Source organism: Brevundimonas sp., assembly GCF_013823285.1.
Classification (GTDB): domain Bacteria; phylum Pseudomonadota; class Alphaproteobacteria; order Caulobacterales; family Caulobacteraceae; genus Brevundimonas.
In genome coordinates this window covers 17,904-36,324 of sequence record NZ_PNLV01000016.1, presented here as the reverse complement: position 1 = coordinate 36,324, position 18,421 = coordinate 17,904, and the positions used below count along the sequence as shown (strand labels likewise).

General features: G+C 68.3%; 24 protein-coding genes. 6 read left to right on the top strand and 18 right to left on the bottom strand.

The genetic code is table 11. The annotated features are described in order from the left end of the window. Positions 1-209: 209 nt before the first annotated feature. Entirely contained in the window at positions 210-1,220 is a 1,011-nt protein-coding gene (locus C0461_RS04125) for a ThuA domain-containing protein (RefSeq protein ID WP_292104214.1), read from the top strand. A 3-nt stretch (positions 1,221-1,223) separates the two neighbouring features. On the opposite strand, the gene C0461_RS04120 is transcribed toward C0461_RS04125, so the two are convergent. Then, on the bottom strand, positions 1,224-1,907 hold the full coding sequence (locus C0461_RS04120) for a winged helix-turn-helix transcriptional regulator (protein ID WP_292104213.1): 684 nt from the start codon (positions 1,905-1,907) through the stop codon (positions 1,224-1,226). Between the two features lie 57 nt (positions 1,908-1,964). Between C0461_RS04120 and C0461_RS04115 the strand changes: the two genes are divergently transcribed. From C0461_RS04115 to C0461_RS04095, 5 genes are read left to right on the top strand one after another with little or no spacing between them, the layout of a single operon-like run. Further along, positions 1,965-2,402 carry a VOC family protein gene (locus C0461_RS04115; protein WP_292104210.1) on the top strand — a complete coding sequence of 146 codons (438 nt, stop codon included), beginning with the start codon at positions 1,965-1,967 and terminating at the stop codon, positions 2,400-2,402. Positions 2,403-2,404: 2 nt separating this feature from the next. Continuing rightward, entirely contained in the window at positions 2,405-3,076 is a 672-nt protein-coding gene (locus C0461_RS04110; RefSeq protein ID WP_292104208.1) for a dihydrofolate reductase family protein, read from the top strand. Beyond that, positions 3,073-3,561, top strand: coding sequence for a VOC family protein (locus C0461_RS04105; RefSeq protein WP_292104207.1), 489 nt, complete (start codon positions 3,073-3,075; stop codon positions 3,559-3,561). Before C0461_RS04110 ends, C0461_RS04105 begins: the two co-directional genes overlap by 4 nt. Positions 3,562-3,588: 27 nt before the next feature. Then, complete coding sequence (locus tag C0461_RS04100) at positions 3,589-3,936, top strand: DUF1428 domain-containing protein (protein WP_292104206.1); 348 nt, start codon at positions 3,589-3,591, stop codon at positions 3,934-3,936. Positions 3,937-3,995: 59 nt separating this feature from the next. Beyond that, a complete protein-coding gene (locus C0461_RS04095; protein ID WP_292104205.1) occupies positions 3,996-4,580 on the top strand; it encodes a thermonuclease family protein in 585 nt (194 codons plus the stop codon). Between the two features lie 3 nt (positions 4,581-4,583). On the opposite strand, the gene tdh is transcribed toward C0461_RS04095, so the two are convergent. The 17 genes from tdh to C0461_RS04010 all read right to left on the bottom strand — a co-directional run bounded on the left by tdh (position 4,584) and on the right by C0461_RS04010 (position 18,409). Continuing rightward, on the bottom strand, positions 4,584-5,624 hold the full coding sequence (gene tdh, locus C0461_RS04090; protein WP_363377524.1) for an L-threonine 3-dehydrogenase: 1,041 nt from the start codon (positions 5,622-5,624) through the stop codon (positions 4,584-4,586). 99 nt (positions 5,625-5,723) lie between these two features. Further along, on the bottom strand, positions 5,724-6,080 hold the full coding sequence (locus C0461_RS04085; protein ID WP_292104202.1) for a GIY-YIG nuclease family protein: 357 nt from the start codon (positions 6,078-6,080) through the stop codon (positions 5,724-5,726). 156 nt (positions 6,081-6,236) lie between these two features. Continuing rightward, positions 6,237-7,427 (bottom strand): glycine C-acetyltransferase, encoded by a 1,191-nt coding sequence (locus C0461_RS04080; RefSeq protein WP_292104200.1) that lies wholly within the window; start codon positions 7,425-7,427, stop codon positions 6,237-6,239. A gap of 71 nt (positions 7,428-7,498) precedes the next feature. After that, positions 7,499-8,410, bottom strand: coding sequence for a DUF4232 domain-containing protein (locus C0461_RS04075; protein ID WP_292104198.1), 912 nt, complete (start codon positions 8,408-8,410; stop codon positions 7,499-7,501). A 61-nt stretch (positions 8,411-8,471) separates the two neighbouring features. Beyond that, positions 8,472-8,870, bottom strand: a complete 399-nt coding sequence (locus C0461_RS04070) for a hypothetical protein (RefSeq protein ID WP_292104196.1) — start codon at positions 8,868-8,870, stop codon at positions 8,472-8,474. Then, the gene (locus C0461_RS04065; protein ID WP_292104194.1) at positions 8,867-9,337 is read right to left on the bottom strand and encodes a hypothetical protein; all 471 of its coding nucleotides are present in this window, start codon (positions 9,335-9,337) and stop codon (positions 8,867-8,869) included. Before C0461_RS04065 ends, C0461_RS04070 begins: the two co-directional genes overlap by 4 nt. Beyond that, a complete protein-coding gene (locus C0461_RS04060; RefSeq protein ID WP_292104192.1) occupies positions 9,334-9,933 on the bottom strand; it encodes a response regulator in 600 nt (199 codons plus the stop codon). The genes C0461_RS04065 and C0461_RS04060 overlap by 4 nt, the downstream gene beginning before the upstream one ends. Positions 9,934-9,935: 2 nt before the next feature. After that, positions 9,936-10,271: a hypothetical protein gene (locus C0461_RS04055; RefSeq protein ID WP_292104190.1), complete on the bottom strand. Its 336-nt coding sequence runs from the start codon at positions 10,269-10,271 to the stop codon at positions 9,936-9,938. Then, positions 10,271-10,816: a chemotaxis protein CheD gene (locus C0461_RS04050; protein ID WP_292104220.1), complete on the bottom strand. Its 546-nt coding sequence runs from the start codon at positions 10,814-10,816 to the stop codon at positions 10,271-10,273. Before C0461_RS04050 ends, C0461_RS04055 begins: the two co-directional genes overlap by 1 nt. Then, positions 10,816-11,205, bottom strand: a complete 390-nt coding sequence (locus C0461_RS04045; RefSeq protein WP_021697277.1) for a response regulator — start codon at positions 11,203-11,205, stop codon at positions 10,816-10,818. Before C0461_RS04045 ends, C0461_RS04050 begins: the two co-directional genes overlap by 1 nt. A gap of 1 nt (position 11,206) precedes the next feature. After that, positions 11,207-12,259 (bottom strand): chemotaxis response regulator protein-glutamate methylesterase, encoded by a 1,053-nt coding sequence (locus tag C0461_RS04040; RefSeq protein WP_292104186.1) that lies wholly within the window; start codon positions 12,257-12,259, stop codon positions 11,207-11,209. Next, positions 12,256-13,140, bottom strand: a complete 885-nt coding sequence (locus tag C0461_RS04035) for a protein-glutamate O-methyltransferase (RefSeq protein WP_292104184.1) — start codon at positions 13,138-13,140, stop codon at positions 12,256-12,258. The genes C0461_RS04040 and C0461_RS04035 overlap by 4 nt, the downstream gene beginning before the upstream one ends. Then, positions 13,137-13,604, bottom strand: a complete 468-nt coding sequence (locus tag C0461_RS04030) for a chemotaxis protein CheW (RefSeq protein ID WP_292104182.1) — start codon at positions 13,602-13,604, stop codon at positions 13,137-13,139. Before C0461_RS04030 ends, C0461_RS04035 begins: the two co-directional genes overlap by 4 nt. A gap of 3 nt (positions 13,605-13,607) precedes the next feature. Then, a complete protein-coding gene (locus C0461_RS04025; RefSeq protein ID WP_292104180.1) occupies positions 13,608-15,815 on the bottom strand; it encodes a chemotaxis protein CheA in 2,208 nt (735 codons plus the stop codon). A gap of 13 nt (positions 15,816-15,828) precedes the next feature. Then, a complete protein-coding gene (locus tag C0461_RS04020) occupies positions 15,829-16,191 on the bottom strand; it encodes a response regulator (RefSeq protein WP_292104178.1) in 363 nt (120 codons plus the stop codon). Next, on the bottom strand, positions 16,188-16,466 hold the full coding sequence (locus C0461_RS04015; protein ID WP_292104176.1) for an STAS domain-containing protein: 279 nt from the start codon (positions 16,464-16,466) through the stop codon (positions 16,188-16,190). The genes C0461_RS04020 and C0461_RS04015 overlap by 4 nt, the downstream gene beginning before the upstream one ends. Beyond that, on the bottom strand, positions 16,466-18,409 hold the full coding sequence (locus C0461_RS04010; protein WP_292104219.1) for a methyl-accepting chemotaxis protein: 1,944 nt from the start codon (positions 18,407-18,409) through the stop codon (positions 16,466-16,468). Before C0461_RS04010 ends, C0461_RS04015 begins: the two co-directional genes overlap by 1 nt. Between the last annotated feature and the right edge of the window lie 12 nt (positions 18,410-18,421).

Sequence of the window (18,421 nt, the reverse complement as noted above, 5' to 3'; positions counted from 1 at the left end):
TCTAGGTCGAACCTGATCTTCGAATAAGGGTCTCCGTCATCGCCGGGCTTGTCCCGGCGATCCATACGCACTGCCGGGCAAGGCGACCCGCCGACGCTCGTGATCATGGATTCCCGGCACAAGGCCGGGAATGACGATCCCGTCGAAATGCGCGCCGAGCCTAGGCCCGCGGTCCCGGCAGGGCTAGGCTCCTCCGCAAGGAGGAGACCATGATCCATCGCCGTCAGGCGCTGCTGGGCGTCGGCGCCGCCGCCCTGGCCGCGCCCTCCATCGCCCACGCCCGGCCGCGACGGGCCCAGCGGGTGCTGTATCTCAGCCAGTCGGTTGGATGGCTGCATGACACGGTGGCCCGGCCCGACGACGGCGGCCTGTCCATGTCCGAGCGGGCCATGACCGAAATCGGCCGCGCGTCCGGCGCCTTCACCACCCGTGCGACCCAGGACGCGTCGGAGATCACCTCCGCCCGGCTTGCGCAGATCGACGTGCTGGTGATCTACACCACCGGCGCCCTGCCCATCTCCCGGCAGTCGTGGCAGGCCCTTCAGGCGTGGCTCGCCTCGGGCCGGGGCGGGTTCGTGGGCCTGCATAGCGCCGCCGACACAGGGATGGATTTCCCCGGCGGACGCGAGGCCTGGGTGAGTATGGTCGGCGGCGACTTCGCGGGCCATCCGTGGAACCAGGGCGACCCCATCCGCATCCGCACCCACGGCGACCACCCCACCGTGGCCATGTGGCCCGAGGCCTTCGACTACCGCGAAGAAATCTACCAGTATCAGGGCTTCGACCCGGCCCGGGTGCGGGTGCTGCAGAGCCTCGATCTGGCCGAAACGCCCACCAAGCGACCATGGGCCGTGCCGGTGACGTGGGTGCGCCAGATCGGGCATGGGCGGCTATTCTACACCAATCTGGGCCACACGCCCGCCACCTGGAGCGACCCGCGCTTCCGCGACCAGATTGTCCAGGCGGTGCAGTGGGCGGGCGGCGCCGGACGCATCGACGCGGACCCCAATCCCGTGGATCAGGCGGCGGACGCCATCGCCGCGCTGCTGGCGTGGTCGGGCGACGATCCCGCCCTCGCGCAAGGACTGACCAATCAGCGCCCGGCCTGGCTGCTGGACATGGGACGCCGCATCACTGCCCTGATCGAGCACGAGGGCGATGACGCCGCCCTGACCGCCGCCGTCGCGCCTCTGCACCGCGAAGTGTTGGCGCGGCTGTAGGACCTACACCACCGCCTTGGGCGGCAGTTCGTACAGATAGATGAACCGCTGGGCGAGGGCCTTGTCGCCGATAACCGTCAGCGCGCCCGCCGCCTCCATCGCCGTCAGGGACTGGTCCCCATAGACGGCCGCTGCGGTCATCTCGGGCGATGCGGTGATGACGAAGTCCGCTCCCTCCACGTCCCCGCGCGCAACGGACAACTCCCCATTCGCCAGCCGCGCGCGGTAGGTCTCGTCGCCGAACACGAAGCCGGCGTCCAGACGCAGATCGCCCGCCTTCACGCTGTCGATCATGGTCCTGAGCGACAGCATCATGGACACCCCGCTCAGCGGCAGGGTCGGGTCGTGGCCCGGCGACCGCGCCGCCCAGCGCCCCAGGGTCATGATGATGGGCTCGGCCTCGCGGCCCCAGTCCGTCAGGTCATAAACCTGCACCGAGGCGGGCGGCGGCAGCTTGCGCCGCGTGACGATGCCCGCGGCCTCCAGCCCCTCCAGACGCTGGGTCAGCACATTGGCGCTGATGCCCGCCAGATCGGCCTTGAGGTCGCCGAACCGCTTGGGACCCAGCATCAATTCGCGGATCACCAGCAACGCCCAGCGCTCACCGATCAGATCCAGCCCGTGCGCGGTGCCGCAGGCGTCGTTGTAGGCCCGCCCGACCTTATTAGTTATTTTTTCTAACTTCATACTTGCATTACATAACACATGGGGACAGGATGTCCATCACAACGAACGGAGAGCCCCATGACCCGGATGATCTTCATCAACCTGCCCGTCGCCGACCTCAAGCGCTCTGTCGCCTTCTATGAAGCCGTCGGCGCCGTGAAGAACCCACTGTTCTCTGACGAGACAGCGGCCTGCATGGTGATCTCGGACGTCATCCACGTCATGCTGCTGACCCACGCCAAATGGGCCACTTTCACCGACCGGGTCATCCCGGACGCCCACCACAGCGCCCAGGTGCTTCTGTGCGTGTCGGAAGACAGCCGTGAGGCGGTGGATGCAGCCACGGCGCGCGCCGTCTCCGCCGGAGGCCTGGCCGATCCCACGCCGACCCAGGACTTCGGGGTCATGTACGGCCGCAGCTACGCTGACCCGGACGGCCACATCTGGGAAGTCATGTGGATGGACCCGGCGGCCGCCGAGCAAGGCGCCGGGGCGCTCGAGACCGCAGGGGCCTGATCATGCGCAAGCTCCACGTCGCCGCCTTCGTCAGCCTCGACGGCGTCATGCAGGCGCCGGGCGGGCCGGAGGAAGACCGTTCGGGCGGCTTCGCCCACGGCGGCTGGGTCGTTCCCAAGTTCGACGAGGCGCTGGGCGAGGAGGTCGACCGCTTCTTCGCTCCGCCCAGGGCGCTGCTGCTGGGTCGAAAGACCTACGAGATTTTCGCCGCCCACTGGCCGCACCAGAACGACGCCTTCGCCGATGCGCTGAACGCCATGCCCAAATATGTGGCCACCCGCTCGCCGCGCCCGCTGGCCTGGAACAACAGTCACCCAATCGGGCCGGACGCCGTGTCGGCCGTCCGGGCGCTGAAGGCCGAGGCCGGTCCCGACCTGCTGACCCAGGGCTCGTCTGGCCTGATCCAGTCGCTGCTGAAGGCCGATCTGGTCGACCAGTTCACCCTGCTGATCTTTCCTGTCGTGCTCGGCAGCGGAAAGCGGCTCTTCCACGTTGAAGCCGCGCCTGCGGGTCTGCGTTTGCTGGGCTCGCGCACCACCAGCCAGGGCGTCGTGGTCGCCCGGTACGAGCGCGCGGGGGATGTCTCCAGCGGCTCCTTCGCCAGGGAGACGCCGTCCGAGGACGAAGTGAAGCGCCGCGCCGACATCAACGGCAAGCCGGAGGATTTCCAATGACCGACAAGATTGTCCCCTGCATCTGGTACGACCTTGGCGAGGCCCGGAAGGCCGCTGAGTTCTACATTTCCCTTGGCTTGCCCGACAGCCGCATCGACAGGGTCCACACAAGCCCTGCCGACAACCCCTCCACCGCCGAGGGGCAGGAGCTGGTCGTCCAGTTCACCCTGGCCGGCCGCGAGTATCTGGGTCTGAACGGCGGTCCGACCTTCCCGCAGACTGAAGCCGTTTCGTTCATGGTCATGACAGACGATCAGGCCGAGACCGACCGCCTGTGGAGCGCCATCGTCGGAAACGGCGGCGCCGAAAGCATGTGCGGCTGGTGCAAGGACCGCTGGGGCGTGAACTGGCAGATCACGCCGCGCCGCCTGATGGATTTCTATAACGATCCCGACCCCGCCCGCGCCAGGGCCGCCTTCCAGGCCATGATGTCCATGAAGAAGATCGATATCGCCGCCCTGGAACGAGCCGCCGCCGACGCCTGAAACCACCCCCCAAGAAGGAGACGACCCATGAGCTACGTTGACGGATTTCTCGCCGCCGTGCCGGACGAGAAGAAGGACGCCTATCTGGAGCACGCCAAATTCGCCGCCGGGATCTTCAAGGAGTTCGGCGCCGAGCGCTGCGTCGAGTGCTGGGAGGACGACGTGCCGGACGGAAAGGTCACCGACTTCCGTCGCTCGGTTCAGCGCAAGGAGGGCGAAAGCGTGGTGTTCTCGTGGATCACCTGGCCCGACAAGGCCACCCGGGACGCCGGATGGGCGAAGATGATGGAAGACCCCCGCATGCAGAACATGGAGATGCCTTTCGACGGCAAGCGCATGATCTACGGCGGCTTCAGCCCGATCCTGGACGTCTGATTCCGCGTTCACCATCCGTGATGACGGACCCCTAACCATGGCGTGGCCATCCTGCCCGGATGAGCCGCGCCTTTTCTTTTCGCCGCCGCCGTTTTCGCCGCCTGAGCCCGCTGGAGCGCGGGATCATTGTCGCGGCCGTCGTCTCGGTGGTGGTGATCCTGAAACCGGACTGGGTCGAAGCGACGCTGAGCGCCGACCTGCCGCCGCTGCCGTCGGCGACCGCCGCCGCCCTGCCTTCGCCGTCAGCCGCCCACATTTCCGGCTACGCCCGCGTTGTCGACGGCGACGGACTGGAGATCGGCGGCCAGCGCATCCGCCTGCACGGCGTGGACGCCTTCGAGATGCGGCAGATGTGCGGCCCATACGCCTGTGGCCAGGCTTCGGCGAACGCCCTGCGCAATCTGGTGGGCGGGCGGCCCGTCGACTGCGCCGAGATGGACCGCGACCGCTACGGCCGCATCGTCGCCGTGTGTCACGCCGGCGGCCAGGACCTGGGCGCCGCCATGGTTCGTCAGGGCCACGCGGTGGCCTACACCCGCTACTCCCAGCGCTATGTGCTGGAGGAGCGCGCCGCGCGACGCGAGGACGCCGGCGCCTGGGCCTATGGCTTCACCCAGCCCGAAGCGTGGCGCCGCGCCTCCTGAGCGTCAGCGAATCTTGGACCAGTCCAGAACCACCTTGCCCGACTGGCCGGACCGCATGGCCTCGAAGCCTTCCTCGAAGCGATCGTAGGGCAGCTGGTGGGTGATCAGGGGCGTCAGGTCCAGGCCGGCCTTGAGCAGGCCCAGCATCTTGCGCCAGGTGGTGAACATCTCGCGGCCGTACACGCCCTTGATGGTCAGGGCCTTCAGGATGATGGCGCCCCAGTCGGTCTCCATGGGCTTTGACGGAATGCCCAGCATGGCCATGCCGCCGCCCATGATCAGGGTGTCGACGCACTGCCTGAACGCGATGGGCGAACCGGACATCTCCAGCGCCACGTCGAAGCCGACCTTCATGCCCAGCTCGTGGATCACGTCGTGCAGGTCTTCCCGGGTGGTGTTCACCGTGCGCACGCCCGGCGCCACCTTTTGCGCCAGCTCCAGCCGGAAGTCGTTGATGTCGGTCAGCACCACGGTGCGCGCGCCCGCGTGACGGGCCACGGCGGCGGCCATCATGCCGATGGGGCCCGCGCCGGTGACCAGCACGTCCTCGCCCAGCAGGTCGAATTGCTGCGCCGTGTGCACCGCATTGCCGAACGGATCGAGGATGGCGCCGATCTCCCACGGCACCTCGTCGGGCAGCTCGATGACGTTGAAGGCGGGGGCCACCACGAACTCCGCGAAGCCGCCCTGGCGGTTCACGCCGATGCCCCGGGTGGCGGGATCCAGATGGAAGTGACCCGCCCGCGCCGCCTCACTGTTCAGGTCGATGACGTGGCCCTCGACCGAGACCCGCTGGCCGATCTTGATGGGACGGTCCACGTCCTTGCCCACCGCCACCACCTCGCCGGAGAACTCATGGCCGGTAATCATGGGGACGGGCACGTTCTTCTGGCTCCACTCGTCCCAGTTCCAGATGTGGATGTCGGTGCCGCAGATGGCCGTGCGCTGGACGCGGATCAGCACGTCCTCGGGGCCCGCCTCGGGCACCGGCGCGTCGATCAGCTCGAGGCCTTCGGCGGGCCGGGTCTTGGCGAGGGCCTTCATGGTCTGGGTCATCAACTGCATCCTTGCACATCGTCATGGCCGGGCTTGTCCCGGCCATCCATACGCCCGGACGGCTCCGGTCCGGTGCGATCATTGGGGCTATCTATCGTTCGACCGCAGTTCAGGCCAGCGATCGAAGTCGGTCACGCCCATAAGGGTCGGAAAAAGATCATGCCAGTCGGGGTTGTCGCGCTCGATCAGGTTGACCTTCCATTCGCGTTTGTACTTCTTCAGCGACTTTTCGCGCTGGATCGCGGCGAGGATGCTGTCGTGCGGTTCGTACCAAACCAGCCGCTTGACGCCGTAGCGCTGCGTGAACCCGGGCATCCGCCCCTCGCGGTGCTGACCAGCGCGGCGCGGGAGCTGGCTGGTCACGCCCGTATAGATGACGCCGTGCTTGCGGCTGGCCATCATGTAGACGGCGATGAAGACGTTGTAGGCGTCCCGCGAGACCATCCGCCACCCCGTTCGTCGTCATGGCCGGGCTTGTCCCGGCCATCCACAATCACGAGCGTTTGACGATGAGCAATCTCTGACGCCGGAGCCCGGAACTCAACAGTCTGTGCGTATGGATGGCCGGGACAAGCCCGGCCATGACGGAGGGAGGGAAGCTTAGATAACCCCAAGCTCCCTGCCCGCCGTGGTGAAGGCTTCGACCGCACGGTCGATGTGCTCGAAGGTGTGAGCCGCCGACATCTGGGTGCGGATACGCGCCGCTCCGCGCGGCACGACCGGGAACGAGAACCCGATCACATAGACGCCCAGCTCCAGCATGCGCGCGGCGAAATCCTGGGCCAGTTTGGCGTCGCCCAGCATCACCGGGATGATGGGATGCTCGCCGGGCAGCAGGTCGAAGCCGGCCTCGGTCATGGCGCCCCGGAAGCGGGCGGCGTTGGCGGTCAGCTGCTTGCGCAGGGCGTCGCCCTCCTCGCCCTGGGCGATGCGGATGGCCTCGAGGCTGGAGCCGCACACGGCGGGGGACAGCGCATTGGAGAACAGATAGGGCCGCGCCCGCTGCTTCAGCAGCTGGACCACCTCGGTCGTTGCGCAGATGAAGCCGCCCATGGCCCCGCCCAGCGCCTTGCCAAAGGTGCCCGTGACGAAGTCCACCTTGACCCCGTGATGGGCGTAGGAGCCCCGGCCCTTCTCGCCCAGGAACCCGGTGGCGTGGCAGTCGTCCACCATGATCAGGGCGTCGTATTTGTCCGCCAGCGCGCGGATGTCCTGCAGCCGGGCGATGTAGCCGTCCATCGAGAACGCGCCGTCGGTGGCGATGATGATGTCGCGGGCCCCGGCGGCGCGGGCTTCCTTCAGCCTGGCCTCCAGCTCGTCCATGTCCGAGTTGGCGAAGCGGTAGCGTTTGGCCTTGCACAGCCGCACCCCGTCGATGATCGAGGCATGGTTCAGGCTGTCGGAGACAATGGCGTCCTCCTCCCCGAACAGCGGCTCGAACAGGCCCCCGTTGGCGTCGAAGGCGGCGGCGAACAGGATGGCGTCCTCAAAGCCCAGATAGCCCGCGATGGCGGCTTCCAGCTCCTTGTGGATCTCCAGGGTGCCGCAGATGAAGCGCACCGAGGCCGTGCCCGAGCCCCAGCGTTCGGTGGCCGCGATGCCGGCCTGCGCCACACGCTCGTCGCCGCCCAGACCCAGATAGTTGTTGGCGCAGAAATTCAGGACCTCACGGCCCGCCACGGTGATCACCGGCCCCTGCCGCGAGGCGATCACCCGCTCGGGCTTGGTCAGGCCCTGCTGGTCGATGGAGTCCAGTTCAGCGCGGACACGGGTATGGAATTGCGCGGGCATGGTGTCTCCGGGGTCGGGGATTCAGCTATGGGCGCGAGTTACGCCGAATCCGCGCCCAAGGCCACCCGTCCTCAGTCCGGTCGCGAGCCGTCCCGGACCGGACGCAACGGGCTGACCCGCACCTGACGGCCGCAGGGCTGGATCTCCAGATCCAGCGGAATATCCGCTGTGTCGCCCGGCGCCCGGGCGATCACCTCCGCCACCGACGGACAGCGCCTCTCGCCGAGATTTTCCTGCGGTACGGCGCTGTAGGACAGATCGAAATACGCCTTGGCGCCCGGCTCCAGCTCCACCGCTTCCGGCGTCTGTCCGGCGCGGAAATAGTTCCCAGGCTGCTGTACCGTTCGGACCTGATGCAGATCGTCGCCCTCCGCGTCACGCAGCACCACGCCGGGATAGCCCCGCACCGAACAGGGCGTTGAACCGGCGTTGGTCAGGGACAGGACCACCTGACGGTTGCCCGCGCCCGCGTCGCCGCTTTCGCGCGCCAGCCGCAGGGCCGGGCCGCGACAAGGCGGGGCCAGATCCGGGTCCATAACCTCAAGTCCCTCGGCTTCGCCGGGCGCCCGCGGCGGCAAGACTGTGTTGGCGGGGCGGGAGCAGCGCTCGAGCACCGTGGAGCCCACCTCCTCGTTCGGGCCCAGACGGCTGAGCGTGGCGGTCTCCTGATCGCCCCGCGCCGCCGTCCACCATTCCAGCTCCTGGCCCGCATAGCGCGCACCGCTGGCCGAGCGGGCGATGTTCAGGGTGTAGGTCTGACCCTCATAGGTCACCTCGGCGCTGGCGGAGTCCACATACCGCACGCTCAGCGACCGGCCGCTTTCGCAGGCATAGCTGACTTCCGGCGCGGACGGCGCCGGGGGTTGTTCAGCCACGGCGACGTCATCCACCGCCTCGACCGGCGCCTCCTCGCGCGAACAGGCGGCGGCGCTCAGGGCCAGCCAGGACACGGCGAGGATGGACAGGGTGGTGCGGGTGGTCATGGACGCCTCCGGTTATGCCGAAGGTTAACGCCGTTCGCCCACAAAGGCTCCGCTTGCCGGTTCAGGCCGCCTCGGCGGCCCGCCCCCCGTCCTGCCGCCGGTCCAGAAAGGCGTGGGCTTCCTCGGGAGTCGAGAACAGTTGGTGGGTCCGGTTGGTGAAACAGAAGTCCATGGTCCGCGCCCAGTGAACGAAGCCCCCATCGAAGCTGATGAAGCAGGTGTGCGAGGCCCGGCGGCCTGCCCCGCAGGCCCGGAACATTTCCGCCGTCCGCACCACGTCATCGTGCGAGCCGTCGCCGTACGATTCCCGCAGATCGAGGATGAAGTCGTGATCCGCACGTTCGGGCTTCTCGAGGACCAGGGAGATCAAGGCGCGGTTCAGTTCGCGCGCCATGACATTGCAACCCGACGTCAGGACGACCCGGCGGCGGGCGTCATCAATCTCTATCCGGGGTTTCATGGCGCGGCCTCAACCCGGCGGACCAGCGACGACAGCCCGTCCAGCACCGCCTTGGCCTCGGGGCCGTCCTCGAAGCCAGTAGTGAGGATCAGGCGCAGGGACCGGACGTGCACATCGACCGACGACCAGTCGCGGCGCCCGGCGCCGCCCAGTTTCTCGGTGAGTTCACACAGGCTGTAGACCGCCCGGTAAAACGGCCCCGTTTCGAAGAATCCGGCCGTCCCGGCGAGGTGGGCGGCGATAGGATAGATCGAGGCGAAGTCCTCGTCGGACCGTTCGCGGCACAGGGCCTCAAGACGCTCCACGCCCTGGACCAGACCCTCAACGGCCGAGGCCCGCTGATCGTCCAGGGCGGCGTCGGCGGCGGCCACGGCCTCGCCGACCTTTTTCCCGCCGGGCAGGCGGATCTGGTCGGCGATGGCCGGCCTGACCTTGAACAGGCGCGCTTTGTCGGATCCGGTGGTCACAGGGCCACCCTTTGCGGCTTGAGGAGCATGTCGATGTCGGACTGGTCCATGTTGGGCTCGAGCGCGACCCCCACATGGGCGGACAGGTCGCCCGCGCGGCGGCCGGTCATGCCCAGCGGCGGGCCATAGTTGCGCACGCGCCGGTCGGGACCGACATAGGTGTCGCACTCCACCCACTCGCGCTGGTCCTTGGTCAGCCACAGGATTCTCTGCAGCAGCACCATGGGCGTGAGGGGCTTGGTCACGATAAAGCTGGCCCCGCAGTCACGGCTCTTGGCCACGAAGCCTTCCGAGGCGTGGCCGGTCAGGATGATGACGGGCGTGTAGGCGCTGGTCTTGGGCCCATCCCGGCGCATCCAGCGTACGAAGTCGCAGCTGTCGGCGGCGGACGCGCACTCCACCAGCACCATATCCACAGAGCGCCGCTTGATGACGGTCCGCGCGTCGTCGGGCGCGGCGCATTTGATCTGCTCCTTCAGCCCGAAGCCCTGGACAATGGAGCTGAGGATATCGAGCCCCTGCGGGTTATCGTTGATCAGCAGCGCGGAGGTGCGCTCCAGGTTGATCCGCGTTTCTGGGGAGATGGCGCGGGACATGATCAGTCGAACAGCATCAGGTCGCCCGAAGGCGGCGGATGAGAGATCGCGGGAGCGGCTTCCCCGTTCAGGCTGGCGCGCATGCGCTCCACCAGCCCGCCCAGCGGGGCGGCGACCACGGCGTTCCGGGGGCAGTCGCCCTCGGCGACACGGGCGGTCATGGCGGCCAGGGCGTCCAGGTGCTGCACCAGCATGTCCAGCCCCTGGGCGCGGACCATGGCCTCGTGCTGGCCCGCCGACGGCGCCGCCGACAGCAGCGGCGCGAGGGCTTCGGCCATCGCGCGGCCGTGCGCCAGTTCGTCGGACAGGGCGGCCAGGAAGCGGGCGTCAATGCTCATCAGAAGAGCTCCAGCTCGCCGGAGTCGGCGACCACCGGCGGGGGAACGCGACGTTCCACGGGACGGTCGCTGACGGATTTCTGCAGGGCGCGACCGGAGGCGGGCCAGAACTGAACCCGCCGGGCCCCGTGCCCGCGCAAGCTGGAGGCGATGATCGGAATGCCTTCGTCGGCCAGGAATTTCTCGGCGAAATTGGCATTGGCCACACCCACGTCGGCCAGGCCGTCGAACATGCGACCGCCGCCAAACAGCTTGGCTTCCAGCCGGTCGCGGCGACCGCCCGCGGACAGCACGCCGTTGATCAGCACCTCCATGGCGTAGGCGCCGTAGCGGCGGCCCTCGTCGGCGCCGTCCGTGCGGCCCGACGGCAGCAGGAAATGGTTCATGCCGCCGATCCGGGCGACCGGATCGCGCAGGCACATGGCCACACAGGAACCCAGTATGGTGGTCAGCATCACCTGCGGATCGCCGGTGATCAGATGCTCGCCCTGGCCCACGTGCAGACGCACCGAGGCCGGGGGATGCGTGAGTGTTTCCGCATTCATCATGTCAGCGGACCGAAGACGCCCTCGATCTTCTCCTTCAGCTGGCCGGCGGTGAAGGGCTTCACGAGGTAGTTGTTGACGCCGAACTGTACGGCGCGCTGCACCAGCTCCTTGTCGGCCCGGCCGGTCAGCATGATGAAGGCGGACTTGCTGGTGGGCGGATGGGCGCGGATGGCGCGCAAAAGGCCCAGGCCGTCCAGGTTCGGCATGTTGAAGTCCGAGATCACCAGATGCGCCGGCTGGGCGATCATGGCGCGCAGGGCCTCCTCGCCGTCATTGGCCTCGCGCAGATTGACGACGCCGATCTGCTGCAGGCTGGCGCGGATCAGGCTGCGCATGGTCAGCTGGTCGTCCACGATCAGGGTCTGGATGGCGGAAGCGGCGGGCATGTCACTGAACCTCTGCAGGCTGGGAGGCGGCCGGGGAGGCGGCGGAAACAAGATCAAGAATGGCGGGGCCGATGCGGCCGAGGGGCAATTGGCGCTCCACGGCGCCCAGCTCGAAGGCGGCCCGGGGCATGCCGTAGACGACGCTGGAAGACTCGTCCTGGCCCAGGGTGCGGGCGCCGGACTGACGCATGGCGAGCAGCCCCTGCGCCCCGTCACGGCCCATGCCGGTCAGGAGGACGCCCACCGCTTGCTGGTCCAGTCGGGCGACGGATTCGAACAGCACATCGACCGAAGGCCGGTGGCCGCTGACCGTGTCTGCGGCCCTGAGCCGGCATCGCGGCGAGGATCCGCGTGAAACCTCCAGGTGCGCCAGGCCGCCGGGGGCCAGGAAGATGCGGCCGGGAAGCAGGACATCGCCGTCCTCGGCTTCCTTGACCGACGGCGCACACAGCTTGTCGAGCCGCGCCGCGAAGCTCTTGGTGAAGGTCGCCGGCATATGCTGGGTGATGACGGTGGGCGGGCAGTTCGCAGGGAAGGCGGACAACACCGTGATCAGGGCCTCAACCCCGCCGGTGGAGGCGCCCAGCGCCACCACATGATCCGGCCGGGCGCGCCAGGCCGCGTCCACGGACGGGCCCCGGGTTTCGCTCACCGTTCGCACGCGGGCGCCGGCGGCGGCCTTCACGCGCTGGGGCAGGTCCGCAAAGGCCTCCATGGCGGTCACGCCGCCCGACGGTTTGCCCACCGCATCCACGGCGCCCAGCTCCAGCGCCGCCAGCGTCACTTCGGCGCCGGCCTGGGTCAGGGTCGAGACCATCACCACCGGCATGGGCCGCAGGCGCATGATCTTCTCGAGAAATTCCAGCCCGTTCATGTTGGGCATCTCGACATCAAGGGTGATGACGTCGGGGTTCAGCCGCTTGATGGCCTCGCGCGCCTCCAGCGGATCGCCCGCGGTGCCCAGCACCTCGATCTCCGGATCGCGCTTGAGGGCGGCCGAGATCAGACCGCGCATGGTCGGCGAATCGTCCACCACCAGAACCGTCACGGTCATGGCGCGGCCTCATAGGTGGTCAGACCGCTGGTGCGCAGCCGCGCCGTGGCGGGACCTGAAACGCGCTCGGAATGGCCGATGTAGAGCGTTCCGCCGGGATTCATCAGGGGCAGGAAGCGGCTCCAGACCGTCTCCTGGGTCTGGTCGTCGAAATAGATCACCACATTCCGGCAGAAAATCACGTCGAACTTGCCCTTCATGGGCCAGTCGCCGATCAGGTTCAGCTCGTTGAAAGTGATCATCCGGCGCAGCTCGGGCGCCGCCGAATACAGCATGCGGTCGCCGCCGCTCTCGCGCTTGAACCAGCGATGACGCAGGGTGTCAGGCACCGGCTCCAGCGTTTCGGCGGAATAGAGCCCCTGGCGGCCCTCGGCCACCATGTTCGGGTCGATGTCGGTGGCCAGGATGCGCACGTCCAGGTCGGTCGCCTCGGGCAGGACCGACAGCACGGTCAGGGCCATGGAATAGGGTTCCTGCCCGTTCGAGCAGGCGGCGGACCACAGCCGCACCCGTCCGCCCTGACGCGCCCGCTCGGCCAGGGCCGGCATGACCTTGTCGCGCAGGTGATCGAAGTGGTGGGGTTCGCGGTAGAAGCGCGTGACGTTGGTGGTCAGTGCCGCGAACATGGCCTGACGCTCGTCCAGACCGTCCGCGCCGTCGATCAGGGTGCAGTAATCGCGGAAACTGCGCAGGCCCAGGGCGCGCAGCCGCTTGGCCAGACGTGAATAGACCAGGGCCGCCTTGGCCTCGGTCAGGGCGATGCCGGCATGGGAATGCAGCACCTGGGCGATATGGCGGAAATCCTCGGCGGTGAAGGCGAACTCGCCCTGCACCAGCGAGGTCTCCTTCGCCGGGCGCACCCTGTCGGCGGTCTGGGTCATGCCGCTTCCGCCTCCGGCTCGGTCGGCAGGATGCGGTCCAGGGCGATCAGGCTGATCATGCGGCCGTCGATGGCGAAGATGCCCTTCACGAACGCCTTGACCTCGTCCGCCGCCACGTCGGGCGTAGGCTGGACCTGGTCGTCGGTCAGCTGAAGGATGTCGGACACGGCGTCCACCAGCAGGCCGATGGTGCGGTCCCGGATGTGCACCACCATGATGACGTGGCGGGCGCTGGGCTCGGTGACCCCCAGGCCGAAGCGGCCCGACAGGTCGATGATCGGCAGCACGGCGCCGCGCAGGTTGATGACGCCCTTCATGTAGCCGGGCGTGCGCGGCAGCGGCGTGGCGGGGGTCCAGCCGCGGATCTCCCGCACGGCCATGATGTCCACGCAGAATTCCTGCTCGCCGATTCGGAAGGCGATCAGTTCACGTCGGGCGCCGGTCTGGATATTGGCTTCGGTCATGGTTCAGCTCGCCAGCTTGAGGTCGGGTTTGCGCGCGGAGCGGCGCGTGTTCGAAACGAGGGCGTCGATGTCGAGGATCAGGGCCACGCGGCCGTCGCCCAGGATGGTGGCGGCGGCCACGCCGTCGATGGCCTGATAGTTGGTCTCCAGGCTCTTGATGACCACCTGGCGCTGGCCCTGGATGGCGTCCACCAGCAGGGCCGCCTTGGCGCCGCCTTCGGCCTCGACGATCACAGCCACGCCGGTAGAGGCGGGCTCGGGCCCCGTGCCGAAGCCCAGGGTCGCGGCCACATCCACCAGCGGGACGAACTCGTCGCGGAAGCGGATCACCGGCGTGTGGCCGCCCACCCGATGGATGTCCTCAGGGCGCGGCGTCAGGCTCTCGACGATGGCGGCCAGGGGCGCGACCAGGGTCTGGTCGGCGCTCGTCACCACCATGCCGTCCAGAACCGCCAGGGTCAGCGGCAGGCTCATGGTGAAGGTGGAGCCTTCGCCTGGCTTGCTGGCGATGGAGATGCGTCCGCCCAGCGACTGGATGGAGCGCTTGACCACGTCCATGCCCACGCCGCGCCCCGAGACGTCGGAAATCGTTTCAGCGGTCGAGAAGCCGGGCATGAAGATCAGGTTGTCGATCTGCTCGTCGCTCAGTTGGGCGTCCGGTTCGACCAGCCCCTTCTCGACGGCGATGCCCAGAACCCGTTCGCGGTTGATGCCTGCGCCGTCGTCGGAGATCTCGATGACGATGCGGCCCGAACGGTGCAGGGCGGCGAGGCGCACCTGACCCTCGGCGGCCTTGCCGGCGGCCACGCGCTTCTCGGGCTTCTCCAGCCCGTGGTCGATGGCGTTGCGCAGCATGTGGGTGATCGGCTCGGCCAGGCGCTCGACCACGGTCTTGTCCACCTCGGTGGCCTCGCCCTCGGTGACCAGACGCACCTGCTTGCCGGTCATCTGGGCGACTTCGCGCACCAGACGCGGCATGCGCTGGAAGACCGACTTCACCGGCTGGGCGCGGATGGCCATGACGCTGTCCTGGATCTCGCGGGTCAGCAGCTCCAGGTCCTCCAGCCCCTGCCCCACGCCCGTGGCGCGGATCATGGCGGTCTCGCTCACCCGCTGGGCCAGCACGGCCTGCTGGATCACCAGCTCGCCGACCAGATTGATCAGGCGGTCGACCCGGTCCAGGTCCACACGGATGGTCACGGGCGCCTGGGCGACGGGCGCGTTGGCCGCCGTCTCGGGCGCAGCGGGCGGCGCCTTGACCTCCGCCGCGGGGGCAGCGCTCACAGGCGTCGGTTCCGGCGCAAGGGCTGCCGGCTCGGCGGGCGTCTCCACCAGCGCCTGGGCGGCGGCCAGAAGGGCGGCGATGTCCAGATCGGGTTCAGACGCAGCGACGGGCGCAGCGACCGGTTCGGCCGAGGGCGCCTCCGCCGCGTCACGCAGGATGGCCAGGTCGCAGTCGCCATCGACAAATTCGAAGACTTCGCGGATCGCCGCCTCCTCCACCGCGCCCGGCAGGCGGACGGTCCAGCTGAGGCAGCCTTCTTCCGCCTCCAGGGCGTCCAGGGTCGGAACGCCGCTGGCGTCGATCTCGACCACCGCGTCGCCCAGCCGCGCCAGTTCCCGCAGCAGCAGGCCCGCGTCATTGGCCTTGGCGTACAGTGCGCTGTTGGGCTGAAACACGATGCGCCAGCCGCCGCCGACCGAAGACTCCGGCGCCGCAGCGGGCGCCAGATCCATGGGGTCGAACTGGACCGGTTTGAAGCCGAACTCGTCCTCGTCCGCGTCGGACGCCGCTGCGGGCGCGGGGGGCGCCGCGTCGCCGTGGGTCAGGGCCTCCAGCTCCGCGACCAGTCCGGCCGAGCGCCCTTCATCCACCGGCGCGCCGGCGCCGCGGGCGGCGGCCACATGGTCGTTCAGCACGTCAGAGGCGCGCAGCAAGGTCTTGATGGTGGCGTCGTCGCAGGGTTTGCGGCCCGCGCGCAGCTCGTCCATCAGGGTCTCGAAGACGTGGGCGAAGCGCACCAGCGCCTCCATGCCGAAGGCCCCGGCGCCGCCCTTGACCGAGTGCACCGCTCGGAACACGGCGTTGATGGTCTCGTCGTCGCCTTCGCCGTTCTCCAGCGCCAGCAGGCCGGCCTCCAGGTCGGCGAGAAGCTCCTCGCACTCCTGGAAGAAGGTCGCCTTGATGGCTTCAAAGGGATCTTCGGTCATGTGGTGCTCCCGCTCAGGCCGCGACCCGGCGAACCGCGTCCACCAGCTTGACGGGATCGAACGGCTTGACGATCCAGCCGGTCGCCCCCGCATCACGGGCGCGCTGTTTCTTGGCGGCGTCGCTTTCGGTGGTCAGCACCAGGACGGGCGTGCCCCGATAGTCGGGATCGGCGCGCATGCCCTCGATGAAGCCGAAACCATCCATGCGCGGCATGTTGATGTCGGTGATGACCACGTCGGCGCCATGCGCCTTCAGGGTCTCCAGCCCGTGCACGCCGTCCTCGGCCTGAATGACGTTATAGCCGGCGTCCTTCAGAGCCATCATCAGCATGTCGCGCATGGTGCGCGAGTCATCGACGGTCAATACGGTCTTCATCCTGTCGCCCCAACGAGATCAGTGTTCAGGTCCGCGCAGCCATAGGCCGCAAGCTGTTCGGTCAGGGCCTCGGAGAGGGGCGCCAAAGTCAGCGCCTTTCCGTCCATGACCCAGGTCTTCTTCGCGCTGATCAGCACCTGCAGACACAGGCCGCCGATCCGCTCCACCTCGCCGCCATCCAGGATGACGTCCGACCCGCGCAGGGCCAGCAGGTCATCCCGGAGCGTTCCGGCGGCGCGGATATCCAGCACCGCCGGCAGGCGCACGGCCGTCATCAGAATTCCTCCCAGCCGTCTTCGGCGGCCACGGTCTCGAGCTTGCGGGCCGCGCCGCCGGCGCCCATGGCCTTCAGGGCCGTGACGGTGCGCTGGACGGCGGAAGGCTTGGCCGCGGGCTTGTGCGGGGCCGGCGCCGGAGTGGAAGCCCTGCGGCCCTGCTCCTCGATCTGGAATCGCGAGACCGACTGGTCCAGGGCGTCCGCTTCCTGGGCCAGGGAGTGGCTGGCGGCGGTGGATTCCTCGACCATGGCGGCGTTCTGCTGGGTCACCTGATCCATCTGGTTGACGGCGGTGTTGACCTGCTGAAGGCCGGTAGCCTGCTCCTGGGCGGAGGCGGAGATCTCGGTGATCAGGCCGTCAATCTCGGCGACACGCTCCACGATCCGGTTCAGGGCCTCGCCGGTCTGACCGACCAGATTGACGCCGGCGCCCACCTGGGTGCCCGACGACGAGATCAGGGTCTTGATCTCCTTGGCCGCGTCGGCCGAGCGCTGGGCCAGGGCCCGCACTTCGGACGCCACCACCGCGAAGCCGCGACCCGCGTCGCCGGCCCGCGCCGCCTCGACGCCGGCGTTCAGAGCCAGCAGGTTGGTCTGGAAGGCGATCTCGTCGATCACGCCGATGATCTGGCTGATCTGGGTCGAGGACTGTTCGATGGCGCTCATGGCGCCCACGGCGTCGCGGACGATCTCGCCGCTCTTCTCGGCGTCGCCGCGGGCGGCCAGCACCACGTCGGAGCACTGCTTGGCGCCCGAGGCGGTCTTGCGGACCGTGGCGGTGATCTGGTCCAGGGCGGCGGCGGTCTCTTCCAGGCTGGCGGCCTGCTGCTCGGTGCGGCGCGACAGGTCGTCAGAGGCCTGGCTGATTTCGCCGGCGCCGGAGCGGATGGCGGCCACGTTGTTGACCACGGTGGTCATGGCGTCCTTCAGCTGGCCCATGGCCGCGTTGAAGTCGCTCTGCAGCTTCAGATAGTCCTCGGGGAAGGTCTGGGTCAGGCGATAGGTCAGGTTGCCCTTGCTCAGTTGCTCCAGACCTTCGGCCAGCGCGTCGACCACGGCGGCCTGCTGGCGGGCGGCCTCGGCGCGCTCGGCCTCGGCCCGGGCCCGCTCGGTCTCGGTCATGCGGCGCTGGTCGGCGGCCTCGCCTTCCAGGCGGTCATTGGCGATGGCGGCGTCCTTGAAGGCCAGGACGGCGGCGGACATGTCACCGATCTCGTCCTTGCGGCCGGCGCCCGGCACCTCGACGGTCTTGTCGCCGCCGGCCAGCTTGCGCATGACGGCGGTCATGTTCACCACCGGCTTGGCGATGGTGCGGGTCATCAGCAGACCCAGGCCCGCCGCGATCAGGGCCGCCAGAGATATGCCGCCGATCAGCACGGTGTTGGCCATGTTGCCGGCCTGGGTCTGGTGATCGCGGGCGCTCGCCAGAATGGCTTCTTCGGCCTCAATGAGGACGTCCATGCCGTCTTCGGCAGGGCTGATGTATGTATCGGCCACACCTTCCCGGCCCACCATGGCGATTGCCTGCGCCCGCGTCGCCGGGTCCGCTGCCAATGCACGGCCAACCTCGACCACATTGACGTACCAGGCATCCGCGGCGGCCTCGATCTGGTCCACCTGCTCAAGCACTTCGGGATGACCAGCACCCTCAACTCGAAGCGCGTCGAGCTTTTCCTTGAAAACCCCCCGGTGCGTGTCCAGGCGTTCAATGTAGTAGGGATCGCCAGACACCAGATAGCCGCGATAGGCGTTCTCTTGGCGGGCCAGGAAAAACTGCGCTTCCTGGGTGGTTCGGATGCCCTGACTGGCGGTGCTGTATTCCTGGCGCGCGTTTTCGATGTCCAGGACATTCAGAAAAACTGCCGTACCCATGGCCGCGATGACGAGCACCACCGCCGCGAAGGCCAAGGCCAGCTTTTGACCGATCTTGATATTGTTCATGTTCACGGGAAC